Below are 23,384 nucleotides of genomic sequence, written 5' to 3'. Positions count from 1 at the left end.
TTAAATCGGGTTTGGATTGTAAAAACAGACTGAAAGTCTGATTCGTAATTATGAATAGTATAGAGAGCTATCCATCATATTGAGGTTTTATTTGTGTAATTCGTGTCTTGATTAAAAAGATGTGGGTACACCGTAGCTGCTGGTTGGCAGGTTCATTCCATTCAGAATGGCACTTTTTAGACGCCCTCACACATAAAAAAACGTCCCAAAAATTGAGACGTTTTTAATATCATTTAAGAAGTACCTTCTACTACATCATGCCTGGCATACCACCGCCACCCATTGGAGGCATAGCTGGAGCCGCTTCTTCTTTAATATCGATTAATGCACACTCGGTAGTAAGGATCATTCCGGCAACAGAGGCAGCATTTTCTAATGCAATACGTGTTACTTTCTTAGGATCGATAATACCTGCTTTAAGCATATCTACATATTCTTCAGACTTGGCATCGTAACCAAAATCTTTTTTGCCTTCTAAAACTTTAGAGATAACTACGCTACCTTCTCCACCTGCATTTTCAACAATAGTACGTAAAGGTGCTTCAATAGCACGAGCTACAATTTGAATACCTGTAACCTCGTCTAAGTTTTCAGTAGTGATCTTTTCTAATACCGATTTTGCTCTTACTAAGGCAACACCACCACCAGCAACAATACCTTCTTCTACGGCAGCTCTGGTTGCATGTAAAGCATCATCAACACGGTCTTTTTTCTCTTTCATCTCCACTTCACTAGCAGCACCAACGTAAAGAACAGCAACACCACCAGCTAGTTTAGCTAAACGTTCCTGTAGTTTTTCTTTATCGTAATCGCTAGTTGTAGTTTCTATCTGAGCTTTAATTTGGTTTACTCTGGCTTTAATATCTTTAGCAATTCCAGCACCATTAACAATCATTGTATTGTCTTTGTCTACCGTTACCGTTTCAGCAGTACCTAACATACTTAAGTCTGCATTCTCTAAAGTAAATCCTCTTTCTTCAGAAATAACAGTACCACCAGTTAAGATAGCAATATCTTCTAACATAGCTTTACGTCTGTCTCCAAAACCTGGTGCTTTTACAGCAGCAATTTTTAAACCTCCACGTAATTTGTTAACTACTAGAGTAGCTAAAGCTTGTCCGTCTACATCTTCAGCAATAATTAATAAAGGACGACCAGATTGTGCTACAGGTTCTAAGATTGGTAAAATTTCCTGTAAGTTCGAAATCTTTTTATCAAATAATAAGATGTATGGGTTTTCTAGATCAGCAATCATTTTGTCTGCATCTGTAACGAAGTAAGGAGATAAGTATCCTCTATCGAATTGCATACCTTCAACAACATCTACGTAAGTATCCATACCCTTGGCTTCCTCAACGGTAATAACACCTTCTTTACCAACTTTATCAAATGCTTTAGCGATTAATTCACCAATAGTATCGTCATTGTTTGCAGAAATTGCAGCAACTTGCTTTATTTTTTCAGAAGAATTACCCACTTTTTTAGATTGCGAATCTAAATCTGCAGTAATGGCATTAACCGCTTTGTCGATACCACGCTTTAAATCCATAGGATTTGCGCCAGCAGCAACATTTTTTAAACCTTCTTTTACGATAGCTTGTGCTAAAACAGTAGCGGTAGTTGTACCGTCTCCTGCTAAATCGTTGGTTTTAGAAGCAACTTCTTTTACCATTTGAGCTCCCATGTTCTCATGTGGATCTTCCAACTCAATTTCTTTAGCTACAGATACACCATCCTTAGTTACTTGTGGTGCTCCAAAAGATTTACTAATAATTACGTTACGTCCTTTAGGACCTAAAGTTACTTTTACAGCATTGGCTAATGCATCAACACCGCGTTTTAATCCGTCACGTGCTTCAATATCAAATTTTATATCTTTTGCCATTTTTTAATTATTTTTTGTCATTCCTGCGAAAGCAGGAATCTAAGTTTTATGAAAATTTAGTTTTTTTATGAGGTTCCTGCCTTTCTTGTTGAAACGAGTTCTGCACATGTTACAGGAATGACAGAATTTGCTATTAAATGATAGCTAAAATGTCGCTTTCGCGCATAATTAAATAATCGTTGCCTTCTAGTTTAAGTTCGGTTCCAGCATATTTTCCGTATAAAACAGTGTCACCAACTTTTACAGTAATAGGTTCATCTTTTGTGCCTTTTCCAGCTGCTACTACTTTTCCTTTTTGTGGTTTTTCTTTAGCGTTATCTGGAATAATAATCCCTGATGCCGTTGTAGTTTCGGCTGCAGCAGGTTCAATAAGAACACGATCTGCTAATGGTTTAATGTTTAATGCCATTTGTTTTATTTTTTAATTAATTATATTTTTTTTAATGATTAAGGACTATACTAAAAATATGCCAACCCTTAAGAACTGACAAACTTGCAGACGAACTTAATGCATAGGCAGAAACAAAAAATGCCAACTTTAAAAGTTGGCATTTTTTGTTTCTTTTATCGAATAAATTATTCTCCTGTAGAGTCATCTTCTGCAGGTGTTGCTGTTGCAGCGTCATCGGTTGTTTGCGCTGGAGTAGGCAAAGGAGCAGGTGCTGTTGTTGCATCTTCGTCTAATGCTTTAGAATCTAAACTTTCTCCACCTTTGTTAATAGCTACATTAGAAGCTAATATTAACACCAGTAATAGGGTAGCCAAAGTCCATGTACTTTTATCTAAAAAGTCGGTTGTCTTTTTTACACCACCTAATTGTTGTGTACCACCGCCGCCAAAAGATGATGATAATCCACCTCCTTTAGGGTTTTGAACCATAATTACTACGATTAGTAAAAATGCTACTACCACAATTAATACTAAAAATATTGTAAACGTACTCATTATTATATTTTATTTTGTTCTTGTAATTCTTCTACCGCTTTGATTTGGTCTGCAAAGAAACCACTTTTTTCTGGATATTTCAAACTTAAAATCTTATAAGATTGAATTGCTTTTTTGTAATTTTTTTGCTCCACATAAATACGAGCTAAAGTCTCAGTCATTAAGGCTTCCGGCTTTATCATTTGCGCTTTTGCAAGATTGCCTTTTGTAATGGTAGCTTTAAAAGGATTTATCTTCGGGTTTTTCGTTATAAATTGATCTATAAGCTCAAACTTTTTAGCTTTATCTAGCTCCTCAGAAGATTTGTCTTCTTTTTTAGGAGGTTCTGTTTTAGATGCAACCTGTTCGGAAGATACTGGCTCAAAAGATAATGGAGCAGGGGGGGCTTTTGTGTCACTATCCTGATCCCTGTCAATGGGTTTAAGGCATGTTAACTTTAACCATTCATTAAAAGAATGTGTTTCTTTTTTATTGAATTCAAGCGGTCTGCCCAGGTTTAAGATATCACTAACCAAGGTTTCCTGTGTTTTTGTTTCCTCGGCAGCTAATTGTGGTTCCTCTGTAGTTGGTTGTGTTTCTTCAGAAACTGGTTTTGTTTCTTCGGTAACATTTTCAATTTCTTCAGATTCATCTAAAACAAACGAAGGTGTTTTTTGAGGGCGTTCTTCTTTAGGTTGGAATAATGCCGGATCCAGTACACCTTGAGTATCGTTGATTTGCTGTTTTAAAATATGATCTATTGTCACATTTTTGTTTACCGAAATATCTTCTACAGTAACTTCTACATCCTTTAAGTGTGTCGTATTTTGTTTTATGAATTGTGAAATTTCATTTTGAATGAATGCTTCCGATGTAATAAAATCGAACAAAATACTCCTGTCTGTTGTGTAGGCAGCAGTTGTTTTAAGTTCTTGATTATATTTAAAGCTACTAGCATTCTTTAAGCCTTTAAGGTATACGGCACGAGCCGATTGGAAATATGGAAACTCATCGATAACAGATTTTACAGCTTCGGTTTGCTGACGCGTTATAGTTTGCGGGTGCTGTAATATGTTTACGAAATCTTTAGAGTTCATTAGATTACCATTTTGCTAAAGTTGCATTAAAAATATCTTGTGTTATACGCTCGAAAATTTCTTCATGAACCTCGTCCTTTAGCGAACCATCAAGTTGCGAACTTCCGCCGAAGTCTCGAAAAAATGAAAAGCTCTGTTCTAAATCATCTTCTTCATTTTTCCTGTTGTAAAAGCGTAATTTAACACCAATTGTTAGTCTGTTTTGAGCAGCAGTATTTTGAGATGTTGCTGTAGTTGGAGAAACCCTATAGGTTGTTATTTCGCCTTCGTACACCAAATCGCCATTAGAATTAACAAGGCTAAGATTGGTTTGGTTTTGTATTAAATCCTGAAGGGTATTTTGAAAAAGGAGTTCCAATCCAGGTTCAACTAATATGGATGTGTTTTCAAAACGATTAACTTGAAATGTTTTAATGTTTGGAGCAATCGATGCTCCTGTAAAGGAATAAAATCCACAACTTACAAACGTTGTAGTTATTATCAATAAAAGGATATATTTTATATGTTTCATCTAAATATTTATAAACACTTTGACTACGCTCGGTACTAGTCACTCAGTGGGACATTTAATTAATAACTATAAAAACGATAAGTTAGTAGTATTGTTGCAATTTAAACAGAAAATGACAACTGTACGCCACTAACTTTTTAAAGATCATATTGTTTAATCTTTCTATATAATGTGCGTTCGCTAATACCTAGCTCTGCAGCAGCTAATTTACGCTTTCCGTTGTGACGTTCAAGCGATTTTTTTATTAATTCCAATTCTTTGTCGTGTAACGATAAAGTTTCCTCTTCTTCAATCTCTTCAGCGAAATGGTACTTGTCTTGAATATCTACTATTTCAACTTCATTAGAAGTATGTTCTGGAATTGAGATTACCTCATTATTTTCTATAGGCTCTTCGTAGCTTGCATCATCCTTGTCGTCGTTGCCATAAATCTTCTGAATTAAGCTTTCGTTGTTCTTTTCAACATCTTTAGTATTGCCACTTTTCATAAGCTCCATGGTGAGCTTTTTCAAGTCGTTTAAGTCACTTTTCATATCAAAAAGGACTTTATATAGAATTTCACGTTCGCTACTAAAATCACTTTCAGATTTTGATGTTTTAATAACTGCCGGTAAATTAGTTCCGGAAGTAGGCAAATAACCTTGAAGTGTTGAAGCACTTATGGTACGATTTTGCTCTAATACAGAGAGTTGTTCTGCTATGTTTCGAAGCTGACGCACATTACCACCCCAGCGATGTTTTGTTAGTATGCGAACAGCATTATCTGTTAGCTTAACCGTTGGCATTTTATATTTAAGCGCAAAGTCGCTAGCGAACTTTCTAAACAGCAAATGAATGTCTTCCTGGCGTTCGCGTAAAGGAGGCAAATGGATATCTACCGTACTTAGTCTATAGTAAAGGTCTTCACGAAATTTTTCTTTATCAATGGCTTCAAACATATTAACATTGGTTGCAGCCACAATACGAACATTGGTTTTTTGTACTTTACTAGACCCCACTTTTAAAAACTCCCCATTTTCCAGAACACGTAATAAACGTACCTGAGTCGTTAAAGGAAGCTCTCCAACTTCATCTAAAAAAATTGTACCACCATCGGCAACCTCAAAATAACCTTCTCGGGTTTGTGTTGCTCCTGTAAAAGCGCCTTTTTCATGACCAAAAAGTTCACTGTCTATGGTGCCTTCTGGGATTGCGCCACAGTTTACGGCAATATATTTATTGTGTTTTCTGTGGGACAGTTGATGGATTATTTTTGGAATACTTTCTTTTCCAACGCCACTTTCTCCAGTAACCAAAACCGAAATGTCGGTAGGGGCTACCTGAATCGCTTTTTCAATAGCACGATTTAGCGATGGTGTATTACCAATAATACCAAAACGTTGTTTTATAGATTGAATTGATTCCATTTAATATATTTTTTCATCCCCGTACCTCTTGTTAGCGGGGCGGGATTTTTGTTTTAATGCTCGATATATTCAGAAACACCACTTTCATTTCCTTTTCCTAACCATTCCCAATTAAGTTTAAGTTTTATTTTGTTACTATTTGTTAAACTTATTTTGGCAATAGCTTTTCCTGCTTTTAGTTCATTTTCTGTTGTAATGCATTGGTACAACATATCGAGTTCGTTATTTTTTAAATTGGCAATTATACTACCATATTTTATGGAGCCACCATAATATTCAGCAGTAACCAAGTTATTCTGTTGTTTATATTTAAAAATAGTTTCAGAATTCACTTTTCCATTTTCAGAGTTTTCTATTAACGAAAATGTTTTATTGTTAAAGTTGAATTCTGCCATTGTTTTTAATTGTTTTCAGAATACCCAATAGCTTCACCAATAAGTGTTGCACTGGTGCAATCTGTTACTTTTACATTTACAAAATCACCTACTTTATAATGTGCCTTAGGGAATACTGCTACCAGATTTTGTGGAGTACGCCCAGACCATTGTTCGTTCGATTTTTTAGACTCTTTTTCAACTAAAACTTCAACAACCGTGTTAAGGTTTTCTTTGGTTCTTATCTCACTGTGTTTAAGCTGTAAATCTACAATGTCTTGCAGTCTTCTTTTTTTCACATTCTCTGGCACATCATCTTCCATTTTACGTTCTGCTAAAGTTCCTGGGCGTTCAGAATATGTGAACATATACCCGAAGTTATATTTTACATGGTCCATTAACGAGACGGTATCCTTAAAATCGTCTTCGGTTTCTGTTGGGAAACCAACAATCATGTCTTGGCTAATAGCACAGTTTGGAATAATACTGCGAATATTATCGATTAGGTCAATATACTCTTCGCGTGTATGCAAACGATTCATTTCTTTTAAAATACGATCGCTGCCACTTTGTACAGGAAGGTGAATGTGATTACAAATATTGTTGTACTTCGCCATGGTTTCAACCACATCGATTGTTAAGTCTTGCGGGTTCGATGTTGAAAAACGAATTCGCATTTTTGGTTGCGCTTTGGCACAAAGCTCTAATAGTTTAGCAAAGTTTACAGATGTTGCTTTTTGAATGTCGCTTGCATTATCGAAATCTTTTTTCAATCCGCCACCATACCAAAGGTAGCTGTCTACATTTTGACCAAGTAGGGTAATTTCCTTAAATCCTCTGTTCCATAAATCATTGACTTCCTCTATAATACTTTGTGGATCCCTACTGCGCTCACGTCCGCGTGTAAAAGGCACCACACAAAAAGTACACATATTATCACAACCACGAGTAATGGAAACAAATGCCGTAACGCCATTTGTGTTTAAACGTACAGGAGAAATATCGCCGTAGGTTTCTTCTTTTGAAAGAATGACGTTTATAGCATCGCGTCCTTCATCTACTTCAGCCAAAAGATTTGGTAAGTCTTTATAGGCATCTGGTCCAACAACCAAATCAACAATTTTTTCTTCTTCAAGAAACTTGGTTTTTAGTCGTTCTGCCATACATCCTAAAACACCTACTTTCATTTTAGGGTTATGAGACTTTTTAACAGCATTATATTTTTCTAAACGTTTACGTACGGTTTGTTCTGCTTTATCTCGAATAGAGCAGGTATTTACCAAAACCAAATCGGCATCTTCTAAATTCTGAGTGGTATTGAACCCTTGGTCGGCCATTATTGAAGCTACTATTTCGCTATCGCTAAAATTCATGGCGCAGCCATAACTTTCAATAAAAAGTTTACGTTTATTGTTTTCTTTTTGTTCAAGGATGAGCGATTCACCCTGTTTATTTTCATCTATAATTTTCTCCATAGTATATCGAAACTATAACCAGTCAATTTTCGTACCCATCTGCCGAAAGGCAGGTGCAAAGATACAATTTATTTGTGTTTTGTGACAAAGTGACAGGCTGTATTTATGTTCGATTTTGTGGAATAATAAGGCGATTTACGCAACCAAAGCACTCTTTCTGTATCTATTAAAAAAAATAACTATTAAAATCCCCATTTATGAAAAAGATTGTATTTGCTCTTTCCGTTGTATTGTGTTTTATGAATATGCAATGTTCAGATGATGACTCAATTCCTGTTTTAGAGCCTGATAATTTATTAATTGGTAATTGGATAGCCCCATCGTATGATAACGATGAAATAACCTATAAAAGGGCTAATGTATTGCCTGAAGAAGCTTACGGAATGACGTTCAAAAAAAATGGAGTCTTTGTTGAGCGCTCTTCGGGTTGGTGTGGAACGCCTCCGTTGGTGTTTTTCGATTCTGAAGGAGCATGGCAGTTGGATGATAAGCTCATAAAAATAGCTTTGGAATATTACCCTAATAATTATGCATGGCAGATTATTTCACTTACCGAAAATGAGTTAGTTGTTAAAAGAGCGTTGACGGAGCAAGAAGAAGATCATAGAGAATTAATGGATTTATTTGATGAGATTTATAAACTATCAATAAGTGTTTCATGTACAGACGCAAGCGATTGGGCTTTTACTGCTTATGGAGCAAAAGCTTGTGGAGGTCCTCAAGGATATATTGCATATTCTAAGCAAATTGATACGGCTGCTTTTTTACAGAAAGTTGAAAAATACACTAATTTGGAAGATGCATTTAATACAAAATGGAGTATTGTTTCAACATGCGATTTACCAGTGCCACCTAAAGAAGTCGTGTGTGAAAATGGATTTCCTGCACTAAAATAAATCTAATAAATAAATTTAATTATGTTAAAAAAGCCCCTTTTTATTGCCGCCGTATTGTGTTGTTTTTTGAGTTTTCAGTGTAATGAAGATGATGATAATACCCCAGTTAAAGAAATTTGTGATCAAAAAACTATTGTAAATAAAGAAATTTATAATAACTTAGTGTTAGATGCTAGTTTTACTTTTGTTAGTGCAGAAATAACAGATAACTGCTTAACAATTGAAATAAAGGGAGGTGGTTGCGATGGTAATTCTTGGGAATATAAACTAGTGGACTCTGGAGATGTTACTGAGTCTTCGCCAGAACAACGTGATTTAAAATTCCAATTAATAAATGAAGAAGTTTGTTTGGCAATAGTTACTAGGACCGTTTCATTTGATCTAACACCGCTTCAAGTTAGTGGAAGTAATGAAGTTATATTAAACCTTGAAGGTTTAAAAACGCCATTACGTTATAAATATTAAATAAAATCATTTGCTATGAAATTAAAATATCTTTTTTTGTTATTAGTTCTTATCGGTATATGGTCTTGCGATGAAAAAGGTGTTGATTACGAGCTTGTTAAAGTGGCAACTCCAGAACTGATGGCTAAATCCGACTTTAGAAATTCGGTTGCTATTGTTGACCCCGAAAACATTGAGGAGCTAGGTAAGATATATGCTTACAAAAACTACATTTTTGTGAGCGATAGTAAAAAAGGAGTACATATCATAGATAATTCGAATCCTGAATCACCTCAGGCAATTAAGCACATTAAAATTCCCGGTAACGAAGATATTTCGGTTAAGAATGATTTTTTATATGCAGATAGTGCCACAGATTTATTGGTTTTCGATATCTCTGATATGAATTCAATTTCTTTAGTAGAAAGATTAAAAGATGTGTTTAATATTTATGATTACAATATTCCTATTGAAGCTGAAGCAGTTGATTATGGTAAAATAGATTTAGAAGACAACATTATCGTGGGGTGGACAATAACTACCGAAAAGCGTAAGAAAGTAGATAATCGATTTATTGGTATTGCCTTTGAAGATGGAGCAGTGGTTCAATCAATGGCAGAATCGGTTACAGGTCAAGGAGGGTCTTTGGCGAGGTTCCAAATCGTGGGTAATTACTTGTACACCGTTGGAAATTATCAAATGTCTATTTTTAATATACAAAGCTTATCGTCGCCAGTACTTGAAAACACACAGAATGCTGGTTGGAATATAGAAACCATGTTTCAAGCCGACGATTATTTGTATTTAGGAAGTACTAATGGCATGTACATCTATAGTATATCGAACCCGTCTTCGCCAGAGTATGTCTCGGAGTTTACTCATTGGGAAGGCTGTGATCCTGTTGTTGTTGATGGGGATTATGCTTATTTAACATTACGCGGAGGAAACGATTGTGGTCAGTTAGAAAGCGTTTTAGAGGTTATTGATATTAGTAAAAAAGAAACACCAACATTAGCTGGCCGTTATGAGTTAGAAAACCCTTATGGGTTGGGCATTAAGGGAAGCACTTTGTTTGTCTGCGATGGTACTTCCGGTTTAAAACTATTCGATAAGGCAGACCCATTAAAAGTAAAACAAATAAACGCATACCAAGATGCGCAATCTAAAGATGTTATACCATTGGAAAACAACTTGCTTATGATTGGAGGAAATACGCTGTACCAATACGACTATATAGCCGATGGTGTAGAATTAATAAGTTCATATTCATTAAGATAACATTCCAAATTATATATAAAATAAGAAACCTGTATTTATGCAGGTTTTTTTTGTTTATGTTATATTGCAATTGTTTTAACTAAACCGCGTATCTATATTAATAATTTTACCCAAGTTGAAATATGAATACATTAAATACACTACAGCAAAAAATAAGTAATGCCAAAGATTTGGATTTTGGCGATATTATTAGCAATTCTATAGATTTATTTAAAAAAATATGGCTTAAAGGTTTTTTGGTAGTCTTGCTTATTGCCGTTTCAACCTTTGTAATAAGCTTGGGCTTTCAATTGATAGGCTTGGCGCCTGGTACTCTTGATTTTAATAATGGATTTGATATTGAAACGATTACAGGTTTTTATTCTCAAAATGCAATTTATAGTATCCCCCAAACAATCTTAATTGGCACATTAACACTGGCGTTTTTGGCAGCTTTTTATAGAATTTGCAAACAAACGGAAGCTGGAGAAACAGGAAACGACGATTACTTTTATTTTTTTAAAAAGGAATACTTTTCGAAGGTGTTTATGCTAGGCATTATTTATGGTTTAATTGCAACAATAACACAGCTTATGTTTTTAATTCCTTACATATATGTGCTTGTGCCCTTGTCTTATTTTGCCGTTATTTTTGCCTTTAATCCAGATTTTAGTGAAACAGAAATAGTAAAAGCAAGCTTTGCATTAGGAAATAAAAAATGGTTAATCACCTTTGGTTCAATGTTCGTTATGGGTATTCTAGGTATGTTGGGAATGTTGGCTTGCGGAATTGGTGTGCTGTTTACTATATCTATTATATATTTGCCAATGTTCTTGATTTATAAAGATGTTATTGGCTTTAAAGATCACAGTGAGATTGACCAAATAGGGCTTGGCGATGACATCGATTATTAATAATTTTTACAAATGAATACAGTTAACAGATTAGCAGAAAAAATCGAAAAGGCTAAAGCTCTGGATTTCGGAAATATTTTAAACGAATCTATCGAGTTATTTAAAAAGACCTGGCTTCAGGGAGTTTTATTGCAGTTGTTTACGCTAATAATCATGATGCCTTTAATTATTATATTATTTCTGCCTTTAATAGGGCTCATTATTGCGCAACAGGAAAGTGGCTATTCGGGCTCTGAAGCGTTAAGCGGCTTTTTTGCGGGTATGTCCATATTATATATCCTGTTCATATTCGTTGGGATATTTGTTTTGGGAGCTGTTTCTGTAGCTTTAAATGCTGCGTTTTTTAGAATCATATACAAGTTGGATTATAATGAGACCGTAACAACATCAGATTTCTTTTATTTTGTAAAAGGAAAGCATTTAAGCAAGATATTTGTATTGATGCTGGCATCCTTTGGTATTGCTATCTTAGCGATGATGCTATGTTACCTGCCTATATTCTATGTTATGATACCGTTGTCGTACTTTTCAATAGTATATACATTTAATCCGGAACTTAGTGTTGGCGAAATTGTAAAGACGAGTTTTAAAATAGGAAACAAAAAATGGTTGCTTACTTTTGGAACCATGTTCGTGGCGTCTACCTTAGCGCAACTTGTTGGTTTGTTGTTGTGTGGAATAGGATTCCTTGTTACAGCACCATTTGTTTATCATCCTATGTATTTAATATATAAAAATGTGATTGGCTTTAAAGAGACCGATCCTATAGAAGAAATAGGACTTTTACCTGAATAATTTTTTTATTTACAACATAAAAAAAACTGCTTTTTAAGTGTTAAAAGCAGTTTTTTTTGTTTAAATAATCAACAGATAATCCATAAAATGTGTCAGATAAACTTTTTTTCATATACATTTGTAGCTTCAAAATTTGAAGTATGGCGAAGAATTTAGTGATAGTAGAGTCACCAGCAAAGGCAAAAACCATTGAAAAATTTCTAGGAAAAGACTTTAAAGTAGAGTCAAGTTTCGGACATATATCCGATTTACCTTCCAAAGAATTAGGCGTTAATGTAGATGGTGATTTTAAACCGAAATATGAGATATCCAAGGATAAAAAGGCAGTTGTAAAAAAATTAAAGGACTTAGCTAAAAATGCCGATTTGGTTTGGTTAGCAAGTGATGAGGATCGAGAAGGGGAAGCAATTGCTTGGCACTTGGCTGAAGCTTTAAAATTAGATAAGGAAAAAACGAAACGAATTGTTTTTCACGAAATCACAAAGGCAGCTATTCAAAAAGCAATTGAAAACCCCAGAGGTATCGATTACGATTTGGTAGATGCCCAGCAAGCCCGTCGTGTACTGGATAGAATAGTAGGTTATGAACTATCTCCTGTGCTTTGGCGAAAAGTAAAAGGAGGATTATCTGCAGGTAGAGTACAGTCCGTTTCGGTGAGACTCATTGTTGAGAAAGAGAGAGAAATTCAAGGGTTTACACCAGTAGCTTCATATAGGGTTGATGCTGAATTTTCTAACGAAGACGGACAAGCCTTTAAAGCAAAACTTCCAAAGAATTTTTCAACTAAAGAAGAAGCGCAAGAGTTTTTAGAAAAGAACAGTACGGCGAGTTTTAAAGTTTCAGATTTAGAAAAGAAACCCGCAAAAAAATCTCCGGCGGCACCGTTTACCACATCAACGTTACAACAAGAAGCATCACGTAAATTATATTTTTCGGTAAGTAAAACCATGACGATGGCACAGCGCCTATACGAAGCGGGTTTAATTACTTATATGAGAACAGATAGTGTAAACCTATCGGATGAAGCCAGACAAGGCGCCCAAGCAGAAATTGAAAGTGCTTATGGGGCAAAGTATAGTAAACCGAGAAATTATAAAGGTAAAGCAAAAGGTGCTCAAGAAGCGCATGAGGCTATACGACCTACAAATTTTGCAACACATTCAGTAAATATCGATAGGGATCAAGCACGTTTATACGATTTAATTTGGAAACGAGCTATAGCATCGCAAATGAGCGAGGCAGAATTAGAGCGTACCAATGTAAAAGTTAGTGCTTCTACACATAATGAACTTTTCTCGGCCAATGGAGAGGTCATTACTTTTGATGGCTTTTTGAAAGTATATTTAGAAGGAACAGATGATGAAGATGTTGAGCAAGAAGGTATGTTACCAGCAATGAAAACTAACGAGACACTTCTTAATAGTTATATTTCAGCAACTGAACGTTATACACGTCCGCCTGCAAGATTTACCGAAGCCTCACTCGTTAAGAAGTTAGAAGAGTTGGGTATTGGACGTCCGTCAACATACGCGCCAACAATTTCAACCATACAAAATAGAAATTATATAGAAAAAGGTGTAGTTGAAGGTGTAGAAAGAAGCTATACACAACTACGACTTCAGAATGGTTCGGTAAGCGATAAACGATTAACCGAAAAAATAGGTTCAGATAAAGGAAAGTTAGTGCCAACAGATATAGGTATGATTGTAACCGACTTTTTGGTAAATCATTTTGAAACCATTTTGGATTACAATTTTACAGCTAAGGTTGAGGAGAACTTCGATGAGATAGCCGAAGGGAATGAGGATTGGACTATAATGATGAAGTCATTTTATAAAAACTTCCATCCGAAAGTAGAAGATGTAAAAGAAAATGCAGAAAGAGAATCTGGAGAGCGTATTTTAGGAACAGATCCTAAAACCGGAAAGCAGGTAAGTGTGCGTTTAGGTCGATTTGGACCTATGGTGCAAATTGGTACTGTAGACGATGAAGAAAAACCACAGTTTGCCAGTCTTAGTCCAGACCAACAATTAAATACCATTACTTACGAGGAAGCTATGGATTTATTCCAGCTTCCAAAAAGTTTAGGAACTTACGAAGGAGAAGACATTGTAGTAAATAATGGACGTTTTGGACCTTATGTTAAATTTGGAGACTCATTTGTTTCGTTGCCTAAAGGTGTAGATCCTTTGAGTGTCGAACTTGATGACGCTATTGTTTTAATTAAAGAAAAGCAAAAAGCAGACGCTCCTATATATGTGTATAAAGATTTACCAGTACAAAAAGGTAAAGGACGTTTTGGGCCATTTATTAAATGGAACAATATGTTTATTAATGTAAATAAGAAATACGATTGGGATAACTTATCTGAAGAGGATATTGTTGAATTAATTGAAACAAAAATTCAAAAAGAAATAGATAAGGTTGTTCATAATTGGGAAGAAGAAGGAGTACGTGTTGAAAAAGCACGTTGGGGTAGACATAATGTTATACAAGGAAAGGTAAAAGTAGAACTGGCTAAAACGGTTGACGTTTCCGAAATGACTTTGGATGAGGCTAAGGCAATTATAGAAGCTAACGCACCAAAGAAAAAAGCGGCTAAGAAAAAAGCACCAGCGAAAAAGAAAGCACCAGCTAAAAAGAAATAAGTTTTTTTAGTGCTTTTTATTTTATAAAAAAGCCTTAATAAGGTGAGTTATATCTAATAACTAAAAAGGTATCAAATGAATTTTAATTTTTTGTCTCCTGTTTCAGATTTAATTTTGGCTCATAACGAGCTGCTTTCATCGCAAGCCTTAGGAAGGAGAGTTAAGATTCACTCAGCACATGCCGGTATTCCCGACTTGGATGATGTAGACATTGCTATTTTAGGAGTTTTAGAAAATAGGAATGATATTAATTACATAGGAGAAGAGTTTCAACTAAATGAAATTCGAAAATCCCTATACAGTCTTTTTCCCGGAGGTTGGAATACTAATATTGTAGATTTAGGAGATATTAACAGAGGGGAAAGTGTTGAGGATACTTACTTTGCATTAAAGACTGCTATTAGTATTTTAGTAAAAAAGAATATTATCCCTATTATCTTAGGTGGTACTCAAGACCTAACCTATGCGAACTATAGAGCCTACGATAATTTAATACCTATGGTAAATGTCGTAAATGTAGATAGTAAGTTTGATTTAGGCGACTCCACAAAACCTATAAAGAATAATAGCTTTGTTGGTAAGGTTATTTTAGATGAGCCCTATAACCTTTTTAATTATGCTACCATTGGATACCAGACGTACTTCAATTCGCAAGAAGAGATAGACTTAATGGATAAGCTTTATTTCGAATCCTACAGACTAGGACAAGTTTCTAAAGATATTACCATAGTAGAACCGGTATTAAGAGATGCCAATATAGTTAGTGTAGATTTAACATCAATAAAAGGATCTGAGGTCGGCGTAAATCAAAAGTATTCGCCCAACGGTTTAGATGGTAAAGAGATTTGTGCGATCTCACGTTATGCAGGAATTAGCAATAAGGTAACTTCTTTTGGTATATATGAATATAAACCTTCCCACGACGACGAAATGACATCGATGTTGGTGGCCCAAATAATTTGGTATTTCATCGAAGGTGTAAATTATCGAGTAAGTGACGATGACTTTTCCGACGACCGAAACTATCAAAAGTTTATAACCCTTGTAGACTCGCAGGAGCTGGTTTTTTACAAGAGTAATAAGACAGGTAGATGGTGGATAGAAATTCCTTTTTTATCCGAAGTAAATAATAAATTAAAAAGACATGCGTTATTACCTTGCATGCATCAGGATTACCTTGATGCCTGCAATGGCAAGTTACCAGATCGTTGGTACAAGGCATTTCAAAAGAATAGCGTTTAACAGCGATTTAGGTCGAAATGTTTATTTCATCGGTAAAATGCTATTTTTTCACGATGAAATGTATTTTTTTTACAGAAAAAGTTGTTTTTTAAAAAATATATAAATATGTTTACGCTCTCAAAAATAAAGCTTAAACTAATTAACCTCGAGTTTTCTATGGATATGAAAAAGTTTGTATTATTAATCACAGTAGTAACATTACTAGCTAGTTGTGGCTCTCAAGATAGGGGCGAACTAGTAGGTATAAAAGGGAAAAAATGGCACCCGGAAAAACCTTACGGAATGCAACTTATTCCTGGAGGAGCGTTTATTATGGGTAAAGCAGATGATGATCTTGCTGGTGTACACGACGCACCTGCAAAAACAGTTACTGTAAGAGCCTTTTATATGGACGAGACAGAAATAACAAATAGCGAGTATCGTCAATTTGTTAATTGGGTAAGAGACTCAATAGTTAGAATGAAACTTGCCGTATTGGCAGACGAAGTTGGAAAAGTACCAGAAGATGGTGGTATAGGCGAGTATGCATTTAAGGATGCAGATACAGCTAATATGTCTGTTTACGAAAAGTATATGTTCGAAAACTATACAGGTTTAGGGCCTACAGGATATGAAGGAAGAAGAATTAATCATGATGTTGATTTAATCTTTGATACGGCAGATTATCCAGATGAATATTATACAGAAGTAATGGATACCATGTACCTTCCTATGGAAGAATCGTACAATGGACAGCGTACTTGGGATGTAAAGAAATTCAAGTTCCAGTACAGTTATATGGATATCCGAGAAGCTGCAAGAAATAGAGGTATTAAACGTAAAGATGCCATTATAAAAGAAGAAATTGAAGTATATCCAGATACCACTGTATGGATTAGAGATTTCGCTTATTCTTACAACGAACCAATGCATAACGATTATTTTTGGCATGATGCATACAGCGACTATCCTGTAGTTGGTGTAACATGGCAACAAGCTAAAGCATTTTGTGAATGGAGAACTATTAATAAGAACTCTTACCAAAAATCTAAAAAAGGATCTGCAATGGTAAACAGATTCAGATTACCATCTGAAGCAGAGTGGGAGTACGCAGCAAGAGGTGGTCTGCAAGCAGCTACTTACCCATGGGGAGGACCTTATACTAAGAGTGATAGAGGTTGCTTTATGGCTAACTTCAAACCAGTAAGAGGAGATTATGCAGCAGATCAGGCCTTATATACAGTAGAAGCGAAGTCTTACGAGCCTAACGATTATAATTTATATAATATGGCAGGTAACGTATCAGAATGGGTAAACGCATCATACGACGCTTCATCATATGCATATACATCTACAATAAACCCTAGTGTAAACGATAGTAAAAACACTCGTAAAATTGTAAGAGGTGGATCATGGAAAGATGTAGCATACTTTTTACAAGTAAGCTCTAGAGATTATGAGTATGCAGATTCAGCAAGAAGTTATATTGGATTTAGAACAGTACAAGATTACATGGGGACACAAGTAACTAAGAATTCTAATAAAAAATAAGAGAATCAAATCAATTAACAATAATAAATACTATTAATTAACCTACTTAAGTAACTTACTTAAAATTAAAAACCGAAAATTATGGCAAAGTCAAAAGCAAGTAAAAAATTCATGAATATGGCTTATGGATTAGGAGCAGCAATTGTAATCGTTGGAGCACTATTCAAAATTATTCACTTCGAAATAGGACCATTAACAGGAAACGTTATGTTAACCATTGGTCTAGTAACAGAGGCAATTATATTTGCGTTATCAGCATTCGAACCAGTTGATGAAGAATTAGATTGGTCTTTAGTATATCCGGAATTAGCAGGGGGACAAACAGAAGCAAAACAAAAAGAAGACCCACAAGGCATATTAGCCAGTAAATTAGATAACTTGTTAAAAGACGCTAGAATTGATGGCGAATTAATGGCAAGTTTAGGAGAAAGTATCAGAAATTTCGAAGGCGCTGCAAAAAGCATGACGTCTACAGTAGATTCTGTTGAAGCAGCTCAAAAATATGGAGAAGAGTTATCATTAGCAGCAGCTCAAATGGAATCATTAAACAGTTTATATAAAGTACAATTAGAAAGTGCAAATAAACAAGCATCTGTTAGCGAAGAATCTATAGAAAACGCTGCTAAATTAAAAGAGCAAATGCAGTCGTTAGCATCTAATTTATCTTCATTAAATGGTGTTTACGGTGGTATGCTGTCTGCAATGAATAAGAGCTAATTAGGGAATTAACCCAATTTATTAATTAACCAAAACCTAAATTAGACATGGCAGGAGGAAATTTATCACCAAGACAGAAAATGATTAATCTGATGTATTTGATATTTATTGCGATGCTCGCTTTAAATATGTCGAAAGAAGTACTTTCTGCATTCGGATTAATGAACGAAAGACTAGTAGAGTCTAACAAATCAGCAAAAGAGCGTAATCACAGTTTTGTAGATAATTTAAAGCTTAAAGCTGAAGAGCAACCAGAAAAATACGAGCCTTTAAAAGCTAAAGGAGAAGCACTAGATAAGTTGGCGACAGATTTTGATACGTATCTTGAAGATTTAAAATCTAAAATGACGGCAACTGTTGATGATGCTACAGATTATGAGATTATGGATAAAGGTGACTACCTTGACGAAAATTTCTTTAAAGGAGATAAACTTAAACCAGCAGGCGAAGAGTTTTTAAACCAAATCAAGACTTTTAGAGAAGGCGTTGTTGAGTTGCTTAAAGATGAAAAAGGCATGGAAGATATCGTTAAAGATGTTAAGGATAAATTTAATACAGATCCTATTCCTAGAGCAGCTGGAAAACAAGACTGGTTAGATTATCATTATAAAGGATTCCCTTTAGTGGCTTCTTTAACAAAGATGACGCAGCTTCAAGCTGATATTAAAACTACAGAATCTGAAGTTTTATCTACGATGATGCAAGGTACACAAGCAGTACAGTTATCTATGACAAACTATACTACCTTATTAGAAACATCTAAATCTGCTTATTTTAACGGTGAGCAATTTGATGGACAAATTGTGTTAGGTCGTAAAGATTCTTCTACGAAACCAAATAAAGTAGAATTAACTTTAGACGGAAGACCACTTACTGAAAAGCAATATGCTATCGAAGATGGTAAAGTAAAGCTTAAAATAGGTACTGGTGGTGTAGGAGAGCACAGAATTAAAGGAGATTTAATCTTCTTAGAGGACGGTGTTGAGACTAAGGTGCCAGTAGATCAGTCATTTGCTACAGTTTCTAAACCAAATGCAGCTACAATTTCTGCAGATAAAATGAATGTAGTTTACCGTGGTGTTAAAAACCCAATGACTATTTCATTTGCAGGAGTACCAGATAATAAAGTAAACGCAAGTGCTCAAGGTCTTTCAAGATCTAGAGGTAGTAAATACATTATGGATGCTACCAGAATTAAAGGTAGAGAAGTAACAATTAATGTTACAGGTACATTACCTGATGGACAAAAAGTTAGTGATAGAGCTAAATTCAGAATTAAGGATTTACCAAAACCAACAGGAACGATAAGAGGAGAAGACGGAACTGTAAAAATGCAGAAGAATTCTTTAGGAATATCTACTATTGGTGCTAAGTTTGATGATTTCGATTTTGAATTACCATTACGAGTTACTAGTTTTATGTTTAAAGTACCAGGGCAGCCAACAATTACTGTTAATGGTAACAAGTTAGATGGTAGAGCAAAAGCTGCATTACGTAAAGCTAAGCGTGGATCTGGAGTTCAAATATTTAATATCAAAGCTAAGGCCAAAGGTGTTAGTGTGATACTTAAAAAAGTTTCTCCGGTATTTGTTGAACTTACTAACTAAGAAGTACTATTAGAGTTAACCTTTTGGTTGAACTAATAAGTTAAATATTTAAATAAGAAGAAATATCCATAACAAAAGTTGGATAATGAACTCTAAAGTTTGTTATGGATATTATATATGTGCTGAGCGCTGTCGAAGCATATACCAAGCGTAGTTGAGTACGACGCATTGAGAAATAATAAATATAAACACATGAAATTAAAAAGTTTTTTATTAACCGTTACTACTGTTTTTACAGTGTCGGGCATATTCGCCCAAGCAAATATCTTAAACGCTAAGAGTCCCGAAGAAATTGGTGTAAGAACGGAAGCTCAAAAGGTTGTCGATAATGACAAACCTTTACCATATGGTTATGTTGATGACAGAGATATTTTGTTTTCTAAAATGACATGGGAAAAGATTATTCTTGATGAGCGTTCAAATTTTCCATTATATTACCCTACAGATACCAATAACATTGGTAGTAATAGAAGGTCGTTATATCATGTGCTTATGACGAATATAAAAAATGGAAAAATAAAGAACATATATGATGATTCTTATTTTACAGCAAAGCGAACTTTAAAAGACATAGAAGGCGCTTTAGCTAAAATTGATACTACCGAATTAGGTATTGAACAATTAAATGCAGGAGAAGCATTATCTCCGGAGTATATTAACAGAAGAGATATTACTGCTGCAGATATAAAAGAATATCATATTAGAGGACTTTGGTATTTTGACAAACGTCAAGCAGAAATGAAGTACAGATTACTTGGTATCGCACCAGTAGCCCCAGATGTGAATTTTATTGATGACCCAGAGCCGGACTTAGTACCTTTATTTTGGGTATTTTTCCCAGATGCTAGAGAAATATTACATGAAGCAAAATCATTTAATAATAAAAATAGTTCGATACCATTTTCGTTCGATCATATTTTAAATGCCAGACGTTTTCACGGATATATTTATAAAGAAGAAAACGTACAGGAAGATCGACAAATTAATGAATATGTGTCAGGAAACGCTTTAATGCAACTGTTAGAATCTGAAAGGATTAAAAATAGAATTAGAGATTTTGAACTAGATATGTGGACTTATTAAACAGATTCACATTATCAATTAAAAGATACGAAGCGCTCACTATTAAGTGAGCGTTTTTTGTTATTAATAAGTATCTTCGCAACATTATGAAAGTAGATTATATCGTTGTGGGAATCGGGTTGGCAGGTATTAGTTTTTGTGAACAATTAAAAGCCCATAACAAAACATTTGTGGTGTTTGATGATGCATCTCAACAATCTTCTACTGTGGCAGGAGGTTTATACAATCCGGTAGTGTTAAAACGTTTTACTTCCGTATGGAAAAGTAAGGAGCAATTAGAAATAGCACTGCCGCTCTATGCGCATTTAGAGCAAAAGCTACATGTTAAATTAGATTATAAGATTCCAGTTTATCGAAGATTTGCATCTTTAGAAGAGCAGAATGATTGGTTTACTGCTTCAGATAAACCCATACTTTCAGAATACCTTTCAGATAAAATAATTAAGAACCAAAATGACGCAGTAGAAGCTAATTTCGGATTTGGTGAAGTTCTCAATACAGGTAGGATAGATGTAAAAACCATGATTGAAGCTTATAAAGCAGATCTGTTAAAAGATAAACTGTTGTTTAAAGAGGCATTTAACTATAATGCCATTGAGATCGAAGAGAGTATATTGCAATATCAAAATATAACAGCTAACCATGTTGTATTTTCAGAAGGGTATGGTATTAAAAAAAATCCTTATTTCAATCATTTGCCATTAGTTCCAGCAAAAGGAGAGCTGATTGTTATACATGCACCAGATTTAAAAATAAACTATGTTTTAAAAGCTGGAGCCTTTTTAATTCCATTAGGGGACGATTTGTATATTGTTGGAGCCACTTACGAATGGAGAGACTTAAGTAATGAAACTACTCAGGCAGCACAAGAAGAGCTCTTAAATAAGCTTAAAAGCCTTGTTAACTGTCCTTTTAAAGTTGTAAATCAAGTAGCCGGAGTTCGTCCTACAGTTAAAGACAGACGCCCGTTGGTTGGACAACACCAAACGTATAAAAATCTTTATGTACTTAACGGCTTAGGAACGAGAGGTGTTATGATAGGGCCTTATGTAGCCAAGCAGCTCTATAACTTAATAGAAAACAAAACTCCATTAGAAGAGGAAATTGATATTCGTAGGTTTGACTGATATTTTAACCTGAGTTCGACATAAAAATGATTGTATTTTAACGTTAATCTTGCTTAAGAATTCAAGGTGTTCCTCCCTATTAAAAAGGGAGGTGGATCCCGATGAGATCGGGATTCGGAGGGTTATATATGTTTGTTATTTTTAATAAAACTCCTCTTTCTTCCAATTTTTATCAAAATCGAAATTCATTTCTCGGCTTTAATTTAAAGAGGAGAGCACTGTGACAGTAAAAAAATAGTTCTGAAACAAGTCTGGGACACACACCGACATAAATTCTCTTATCCAAGATTCATGTTATTTTATTGAAAATAAACAATTTATGATTTATCTCAGGAGCACAGTCGAAACCTATTTAAACTTTCAGGTTTTTATGACCTTTCGTTAAGCTTCGCTAGGTATCTTCAATATAAAATACATTTTATATTTCGATAATGCTCAAGGAGACAAACACTTTATATTATTGGCTTTCACACCTAAAACAGGCTTGTTCTTATGTCGAACTCAGGTTATTTTAAGTTTTGCTTTTCTTCTTTAATATTTTTTTGATAGTCTTTGAAGGTTTTATGTTGTTGTTTGGGTTTGAGCAATAATCTACAAGCAGTTTTTTAGCATTTTCATGAATATCATCATCATTTAATTTGCTGTTGGTATTATCCAATACGGTTTTAGTCATAGCAGCTAAATATAAACCCAATAGGTCTGAATTTCCTTTTGTTAAATCCATTGCTTTTTTACCTATATTAAAAGTGTAATCAGGAGTACCCTCCATCCATTTCATAATGAATTGCATAGAATTCAACCTATTTAATTCGTCTTTATTAGTTGGATTGCTTAATAAGTAATTGGTGCATTCGAGGACCTGTGATTCAGACTTTTTAAAAATTTTATCGCCACTAAATTCATAGTCCTTAAGTTTTGAATAATCTTGGCTATAACTATTTAAGTTTAGACAAGCTAGGGTGATTAGAAGTAAGATGTTTTTCATAGGAGTGTAAGTATTTAAAAAAGTTGTAAACACTTATAATGTAAGGGATTATTTTTTAGCAAGCGACTTATCGTAACTCATAAAAAAGTTAATCCAAATATTTCTTGAAAGTCTTAAAATAATGGGCATACATACAATTAAAGTTGCAATAATTGATATAAATACAATATGTATACTAGCGCTAAATACGAAAAACGATATTACAAAAGCAGCTGTGGAAAAAGCAATCCCAACAGCATAGCTAACATACATAGACCCATAAAAGAAAGAAGGCTCTATCTTATATTTGGTTTTACAGTTGCTACAGTGTTCATGCATGTTTAAAGCCTGAGAGAGTATATAAGGATTTTTATTTTTAAACATAGATTCCTCGTGACACTTAGGGCAAGTGCCAGTTAAAATGCTATATAGTTTTGTTCCTTTTTTAAACATATAAATTAATGTATTTTTGCAAGCGCGATGAAAAA

At 34.6% G+C, this 23,384-nt stretch carries 22 protein-coding genes; 12 read left to right on the top strand and 10 right to left on the bottom strand.

Annotated features, from left to right (window positions below; translation table 11 throughout):
- Positions 1–250: 250 nt before the first annotated feature.
- The 8 genes from groL to miaB all read right to left on the bottom strand — a co-directional run bounded on the left by groL (position 251) and on the right by miaB (position 7,672).
- A complete protein-coding gene (gene groL / locus C1H87_RS08565; RefSeq protein WP_102755403.1) occupies positions 251–1,885 on the bottom strand; it encodes a chaperonin GroEL in 1,635 nt (544 codons plus the stop codon).
- 133 nt (positions 1,886–2,018) lie between these two features.
- On the bottom strand, positions 2,019–2,294 hold the full coding sequence (locus C1H87_RS08560; protein ID WP_102755402.1) for a co-chaperone GroES: 276 nt from the start codon (positions 2,292–2,294) through the stop codon (positions 2,019–2,021).
- A gap of 167 nt (positions 2,295–2,461) precedes the next feature.
- Positions 2,462–2,830: a preprotein translocase subunit SecG gene (gene secG, locus C1H87_RS08555; RefSeq protein WP_102755401.1), complete on the bottom strand. Its 369-nt coding sequence runs from the start codon at positions 2,828–2,830 to the stop codon at positions 2,462–2,464.
- A gap of 2 nt (positions 2,831–2,832) precedes the next feature.
- Complete coding sequence (locus tag C1H87_RS08550) at positions 2,833–3,906, bottom strand: hypothetical protein (protein ID WP_102755400.1); 1,074 nt, start codon at positions 3,904–3,906, stop codon at positions 2,833–2,835.
- A gap of 4 nt (positions 3,907–3,910) precedes the next feature.
- Positions 3,911–4,417: an LptE family protein gene (locus tag C1H87_RS08545; RefSeq protein WP_102755399.1), complete on the bottom strand. Its 507-nt coding sequence runs from the start codon at positions 4,415–4,417 to the stop codon at positions 3,911–3,913.
- Positions 4,418–4,554: 137 nt separating this feature from the next.
- The gene (locus C1H87_RS08540; protein WP_102755398.1) at positions 4,555–5,823 is read right to left on the bottom strand and encodes a sigma-54 interaction domain-containing protein; all 1,269 of its coding nucleotides are present in this window, start codon (positions 5,821–5,823) and stop codon (positions 4,555–4,557) included.
- A gap of 53 nt (positions 5,824–5,876) precedes the next feature.
- The gene (locus C1H87_RS08535; RefSeq protein ID WP_102755397.1) at positions 5,877–6,218 is read right to left on the bottom strand and encodes a hypothetical protein; all 342 of its coding nucleotides are present in this window, start codon (positions 6,216–6,218) and stop codon (positions 5,877–5,879) included.
- 5 nt (positions 6,219–6,223) lie between these two features.
- Positions 6,224–7,672: a tRNA (N6-isopentenyl adenosine(37)-C2)-methylthiotransferase MiaB gene (gene miaB / locus C1H87_RS08530; RefSeq protein ID WP_102755396.1), complete on the bottom strand. Its 1,449-nt coding sequence runs from the start codon at positions 7,670–7,672 to the stop codon at positions 6,224–6,226.
- Between the two features lie 197 nt (positions 7,673–7,869).
- On the opposite strand from miaB, the gene C1H87_RS08525 reads away from it, so the two are divergent.
- From C1H87_RS08525 to C1H87_RS08470, 12 genes are all read left to right on the top strand, one after another.
- Entirely contained in the window at positions 7,870–8,568 is a 699-nt protein-coding gene (locus tag C1H87_RS08525) for a lipocalin-like domain-containing protein (protein WP_158655165.1), read from the top strand.
- A 21-nt stretch (positions 8,569–8,589) separates the two neighbouring features.
- Positions 8,590–9,033, top strand: coding sequence for a hypothetical protein (locus C1H87_RS08520; RefSeq protein WP_102755394.1), 444 nt, complete (start codon positions 8,590–8,592; stop codon positions 9,031–9,033).
- Positions 9,034–9,048: 15 nt separating this feature from the next.
- Positions 9,049–10,290 carry an LVIVD repeat-containing protein gene (locus tag C1H87_RS08515; protein ID WP_102755393.1) on the top strand — a complete coding sequence of 414 codons (1,242 nt, stop codon included), beginning with the start codon at positions 9,049–9,051 and terminating at the stop codon, positions 10,288–10,290.
- A 122-nt stretch (positions 10,291–10,412) separates the two neighbouring features.
- Positions 10,413–11,183 carry a hypothetical protein gene (locus C1H87_RS08510; protein ID WP_102755392.1) on the top strand — a complete coding sequence of 257 codons (771 nt, stop codon included), beginning with the start codon at positions 10,413–10,415 and terminating at the stop codon, positions 11,181–11,183.
- A gap of 12 nt (positions 11,184–11,195) precedes the next feature.
- Positions 11,196–11,978 (top strand): hypothetical protein, encoded by a 783-nt coding sequence (locus C1H87_RS08505; RefSeq protein WP_102755391.1) that lies wholly within the window; start codon positions 11,196–11,198, stop codon positions 11,976–11,978.
- A gap of 140 nt (positions 11,979–12,118) precedes the next feature.
- Positions 12,119–14,626: a type I DNA topoisomerase gene (gene topA / locus C1H87_RS08500; protein ID WP_102755390.1), complete on the top strand. Its 2,508-nt coding sequence runs from the start codon at positions 12,119–12,121 to the stop codon at positions 14,624–14,626.
- A 75-nt stretch (positions 14,627–14,701) separates the two neighbouring features.
- On the top strand, positions 14,702–15,868 hold the full coding sequence (locus tag C1H87_RS08495) for a formimidoylglutamase (RefSeq protein WP_102755389.1): 1,167 nt from the start codon (positions 14,702–14,704) through the stop codon (positions 15,866–15,868).
- 162 nt (positions 15,869–16,030) lie between these two features.
- Complete coding sequence (gene porK / locus C1H87_RS08490; RefSeq protein ID WP_199769364.1) at positions 16,031–17,398, top strand: T9SS ring complex lipoprotein PorK/GldK; 1,368 nt, start codon at positions 16,031–16,033, stop codon at positions 17,396–17,398.
- A gap of 81 nt (positions 17,399–17,479) precedes the next feature.
- Positions 17,480–18,115 (top strand): type IX secretion system motor protein PorL/GldL, encoded by a 636-nt coding sequence (gene porL, locus C1H87_RS08485; RefSeq protein ID WP_102755388.1) that lies wholly within the window; start codon positions 17,480–17,482, stop codon positions 18,113–18,115.
- A gap of 47 nt (positions 18,116–18,162) precedes the next feature.
- Complete coding sequence (gene porM / locus C1H87_RS08480) at positions 18,163–19,722, top strand: type IX secretion system motor protein PorM/GldM (RefSeq protein ID WP_102755387.1); 1,560 nt, start codon at positions 18,163–18,165, stop codon at positions 19,720–19,722.
- A gap of 192 nt (positions 19,723–19,914) precedes the next feature.
- A complete protein-coding gene (gene porN, locus C1H87_RS08475; RefSeq protein WP_102755386.1) occupies positions 19,915–20,805 on the top strand; it encodes a type IX secretion system ring subunit PorN/GldN in 891 nt (296 codons plus the stop codon).
- An 86-nt stretch (positions 20,806–20,891) separates the two neighbouring features.
- The gene (locus C1H87_RS08470; protein WP_102755385.1) at positions 20,892–21,932 is read left to right on the top strand and encodes an NAD(P)/FAD-dependent oxidoreductase; all 1,041 of its coding nucleotides are present in this window, start codon (positions 20,892–20,894) and stop codon (positions 21,930–21,932) included.
- Between the two features lie 511 nt (positions 21,933–22,443).
- On the opposite strand, the gene C1H87_RS08465 is transcribed toward C1H87_RS08470, so the two are convergent.
- Together C1H87_RS08465 and C1H87_RS08460 are read right to left on the bottom strand one after the other, a co-directional pair.
- On the bottom strand, positions 22,444–22,917 hold the full coding sequence (locus C1H87_RS08465; RefSeq protein WP_102755384.1) for a hypothetical protein: 474 nt from the start codon (positions 22,915–22,917) through the stop codon (positions 22,444–22,446).
- A gap of 48 nt (positions 22,918–22,965) precedes the next feature.
- Positions 22,966–23,349 (bottom strand): DUF983 domain-containing protein, encoded by a 384-nt coding sequence (locus tag C1H87_RS08460; protein WP_102755383.1) that lies wholly within the window; start codon positions 23,347–23,349, stop codon positions 22,966–22,968.
- Positions 23,350–23,384 lie beyond the last annotated feature (35 nt).

Source organism: Flavivirga eckloniae (assembly GCF_002886045.1).
GTDB lineage: Bacteria > Bacteroidota > Bacteroidia > Flavobacteriales > Flavobacteriaceae > Flavivirga > Flavivirga eckloniae.
Note: the sequence above shows the minus strand (reverse complement) of the source record. Positions and strands in the feature narration are given on the sequence as shown.

What these genes read in the sequence shown, in the direction of transcription:
- porK (WP_199769364.1), top strand. Translation starts at nt 16,031, where the DNA reads ATGAAAAAGTTTGTATTATTAATCACAGTAGTAACATTACTAGCTAGT.
- C1H87_RS08525 (WP_158655165.1), top strand. Translation starts at nt 7,870, where the DNA reads ATGAAAAAGATTGTATTTGCTCTTTCCGTTGTATTGTGTTTTATGAAT.
- groL (WP_102755403.1), bottom strand. Translation starts at nt 1,885, where the DNA reads ATGGCAAAAGATATAAAATTTGATATTGAAGCACGTGACGGATTAAAA.
- C1H87_RS08470 (WP_102755385.1), top strand. Translation starts at nt 20,892, where the DNA reads ATGAAAGTAGATTATATCGTTGTGGGAATCGGGTTGGCAGGTATTAGT.
- C1H87_RS08495 (WP_102755389.1), top strand. Translation starts at nt 14,702, where the DNA reads ATGAATTTTAATTTTTTGTCTCCTGTTTCAGATTTAATTTTGGCTCAT.
- C1H87_RS08505 (WP_102755391.1), top strand. Translation starts at nt 11,196, where the DNA reads ATGAATACAGTTAACAGATTAGCAGAAAAAATCGAAAAGGCTAAAGCT.
- porL (WP_102755388.1), top strand. Translation starts at nt 17,480, where the DNA reads ATGGCAAAGTCAAAAGCAAGTAAAAAATTCATGAATATGGCTTATGGA.
- miaB (WP_102755396.1), bottom strand. Translation starts at nt 7,672, where the DNA reads ATGGAGAAAATTATAGATGAAAATAAACAGGGTGAATCGCTCATCCTT.
- C1H87_RS08535 (WP_102755397.1), bottom strand. Translation starts at nt 6,218, where the DNA reads ATGGCAGAATTCAACTTTAACAATAAAACATTTTCGTTAATAGAAAAC.
- C1H87_RS08550 (WP_102755400.1), bottom strand. Translation starts at nt 3,906, where the DNA reads ATGAACTCTAAAGATTTCGTAAACATATTACAGCACCCGCAAACTATA.
- C1H87_RS08520 (WP_102755394.1), top strand. Translation starts at nt 8,590, where the DNA reads ATGTTAAAAAAGCCCCTTTTTATTGCCGCCGTATTGTGTTGTTTTTTG.
- porN (WP_102755386.1), top strand. Translation starts at nt 19,915, where the DNA reads ATGAAATTAAAAAGTTTTTTATTAACCGTTACTACTGTTTTTACAGTG.
- C1H87_RS08515 (WP_102755393.1), top strand. Translation starts at nt 9,049, where the DNA reads ATGAAATTAAAATATCTTTTTTTGTTATTAGTTCTTATCGGTATATGG.
- secG (WP_102755401.1), bottom strand. Translation starts at nt 2,830, where the DNA reads ATGAGTACGTTTACAATATTTTTAGTATTAATTGTGGTAGTAGCATTT.
- C1H87_RS08465 (WP_102755384.1), bottom strand. Translation starts at nt 22,917, where the DNA reads ATGAAAAACATCTTACTTCTAATCACCCTAGCTTGTCTAAACTTAAAT.
- topA (WP_102755390.1), top strand. Translation starts at nt 12,119, where the DNA reads ATGGCGAAGAATTTAGTGATAGTAGAGTCACCAGCAAAGGCAAAAACC.
- C1H87_RS08540 (WP_102755398.1), bottom strand. Translation starts at nt 5,823, where the DNA reads ATGGAATCAATTCAATCTATAAAACAACGTTTTGGTATTATTGGTAAT.
- C1H87_RS08560 (WP_102755402.1), bottom strand. Translation starts at nt 2,294, where the DNA reads ATGGCATTAAACATTAAACCATTAGCAGATCGTGTTCTTATTGAACCT.
- porM (WP_102755387.1), top strand. Translation starts at nt 18,163, where the DNA reads ATGGCAGGAGGAAATTTATCACCAAGACAGAAAATGATTAATCTGATG.
- C1H87_RS08510 (WP_102755392.1), top strand. Translation starts at nt 10,413, where the DNA reads ATGAATACATTAAATACACTACAGCAAAAAATAAGTAATGCCAAAGAT.
- C1H87_RS08545 (WP_102755399.1), bottom strand. Translation starts at nt 4,417, where the DNA reads ATGAAACATATAAAATATATCCTTTTATTGATAATAACTACAACGTTT.
- C1H87_RS08460 (WP_102755383.1), bottom strand. Translation starts at nt 23,349, where the DNA reads ATGTTTAAAAAAGGAACAAAACTATATAGCATTTTAACTGGCACTTGC.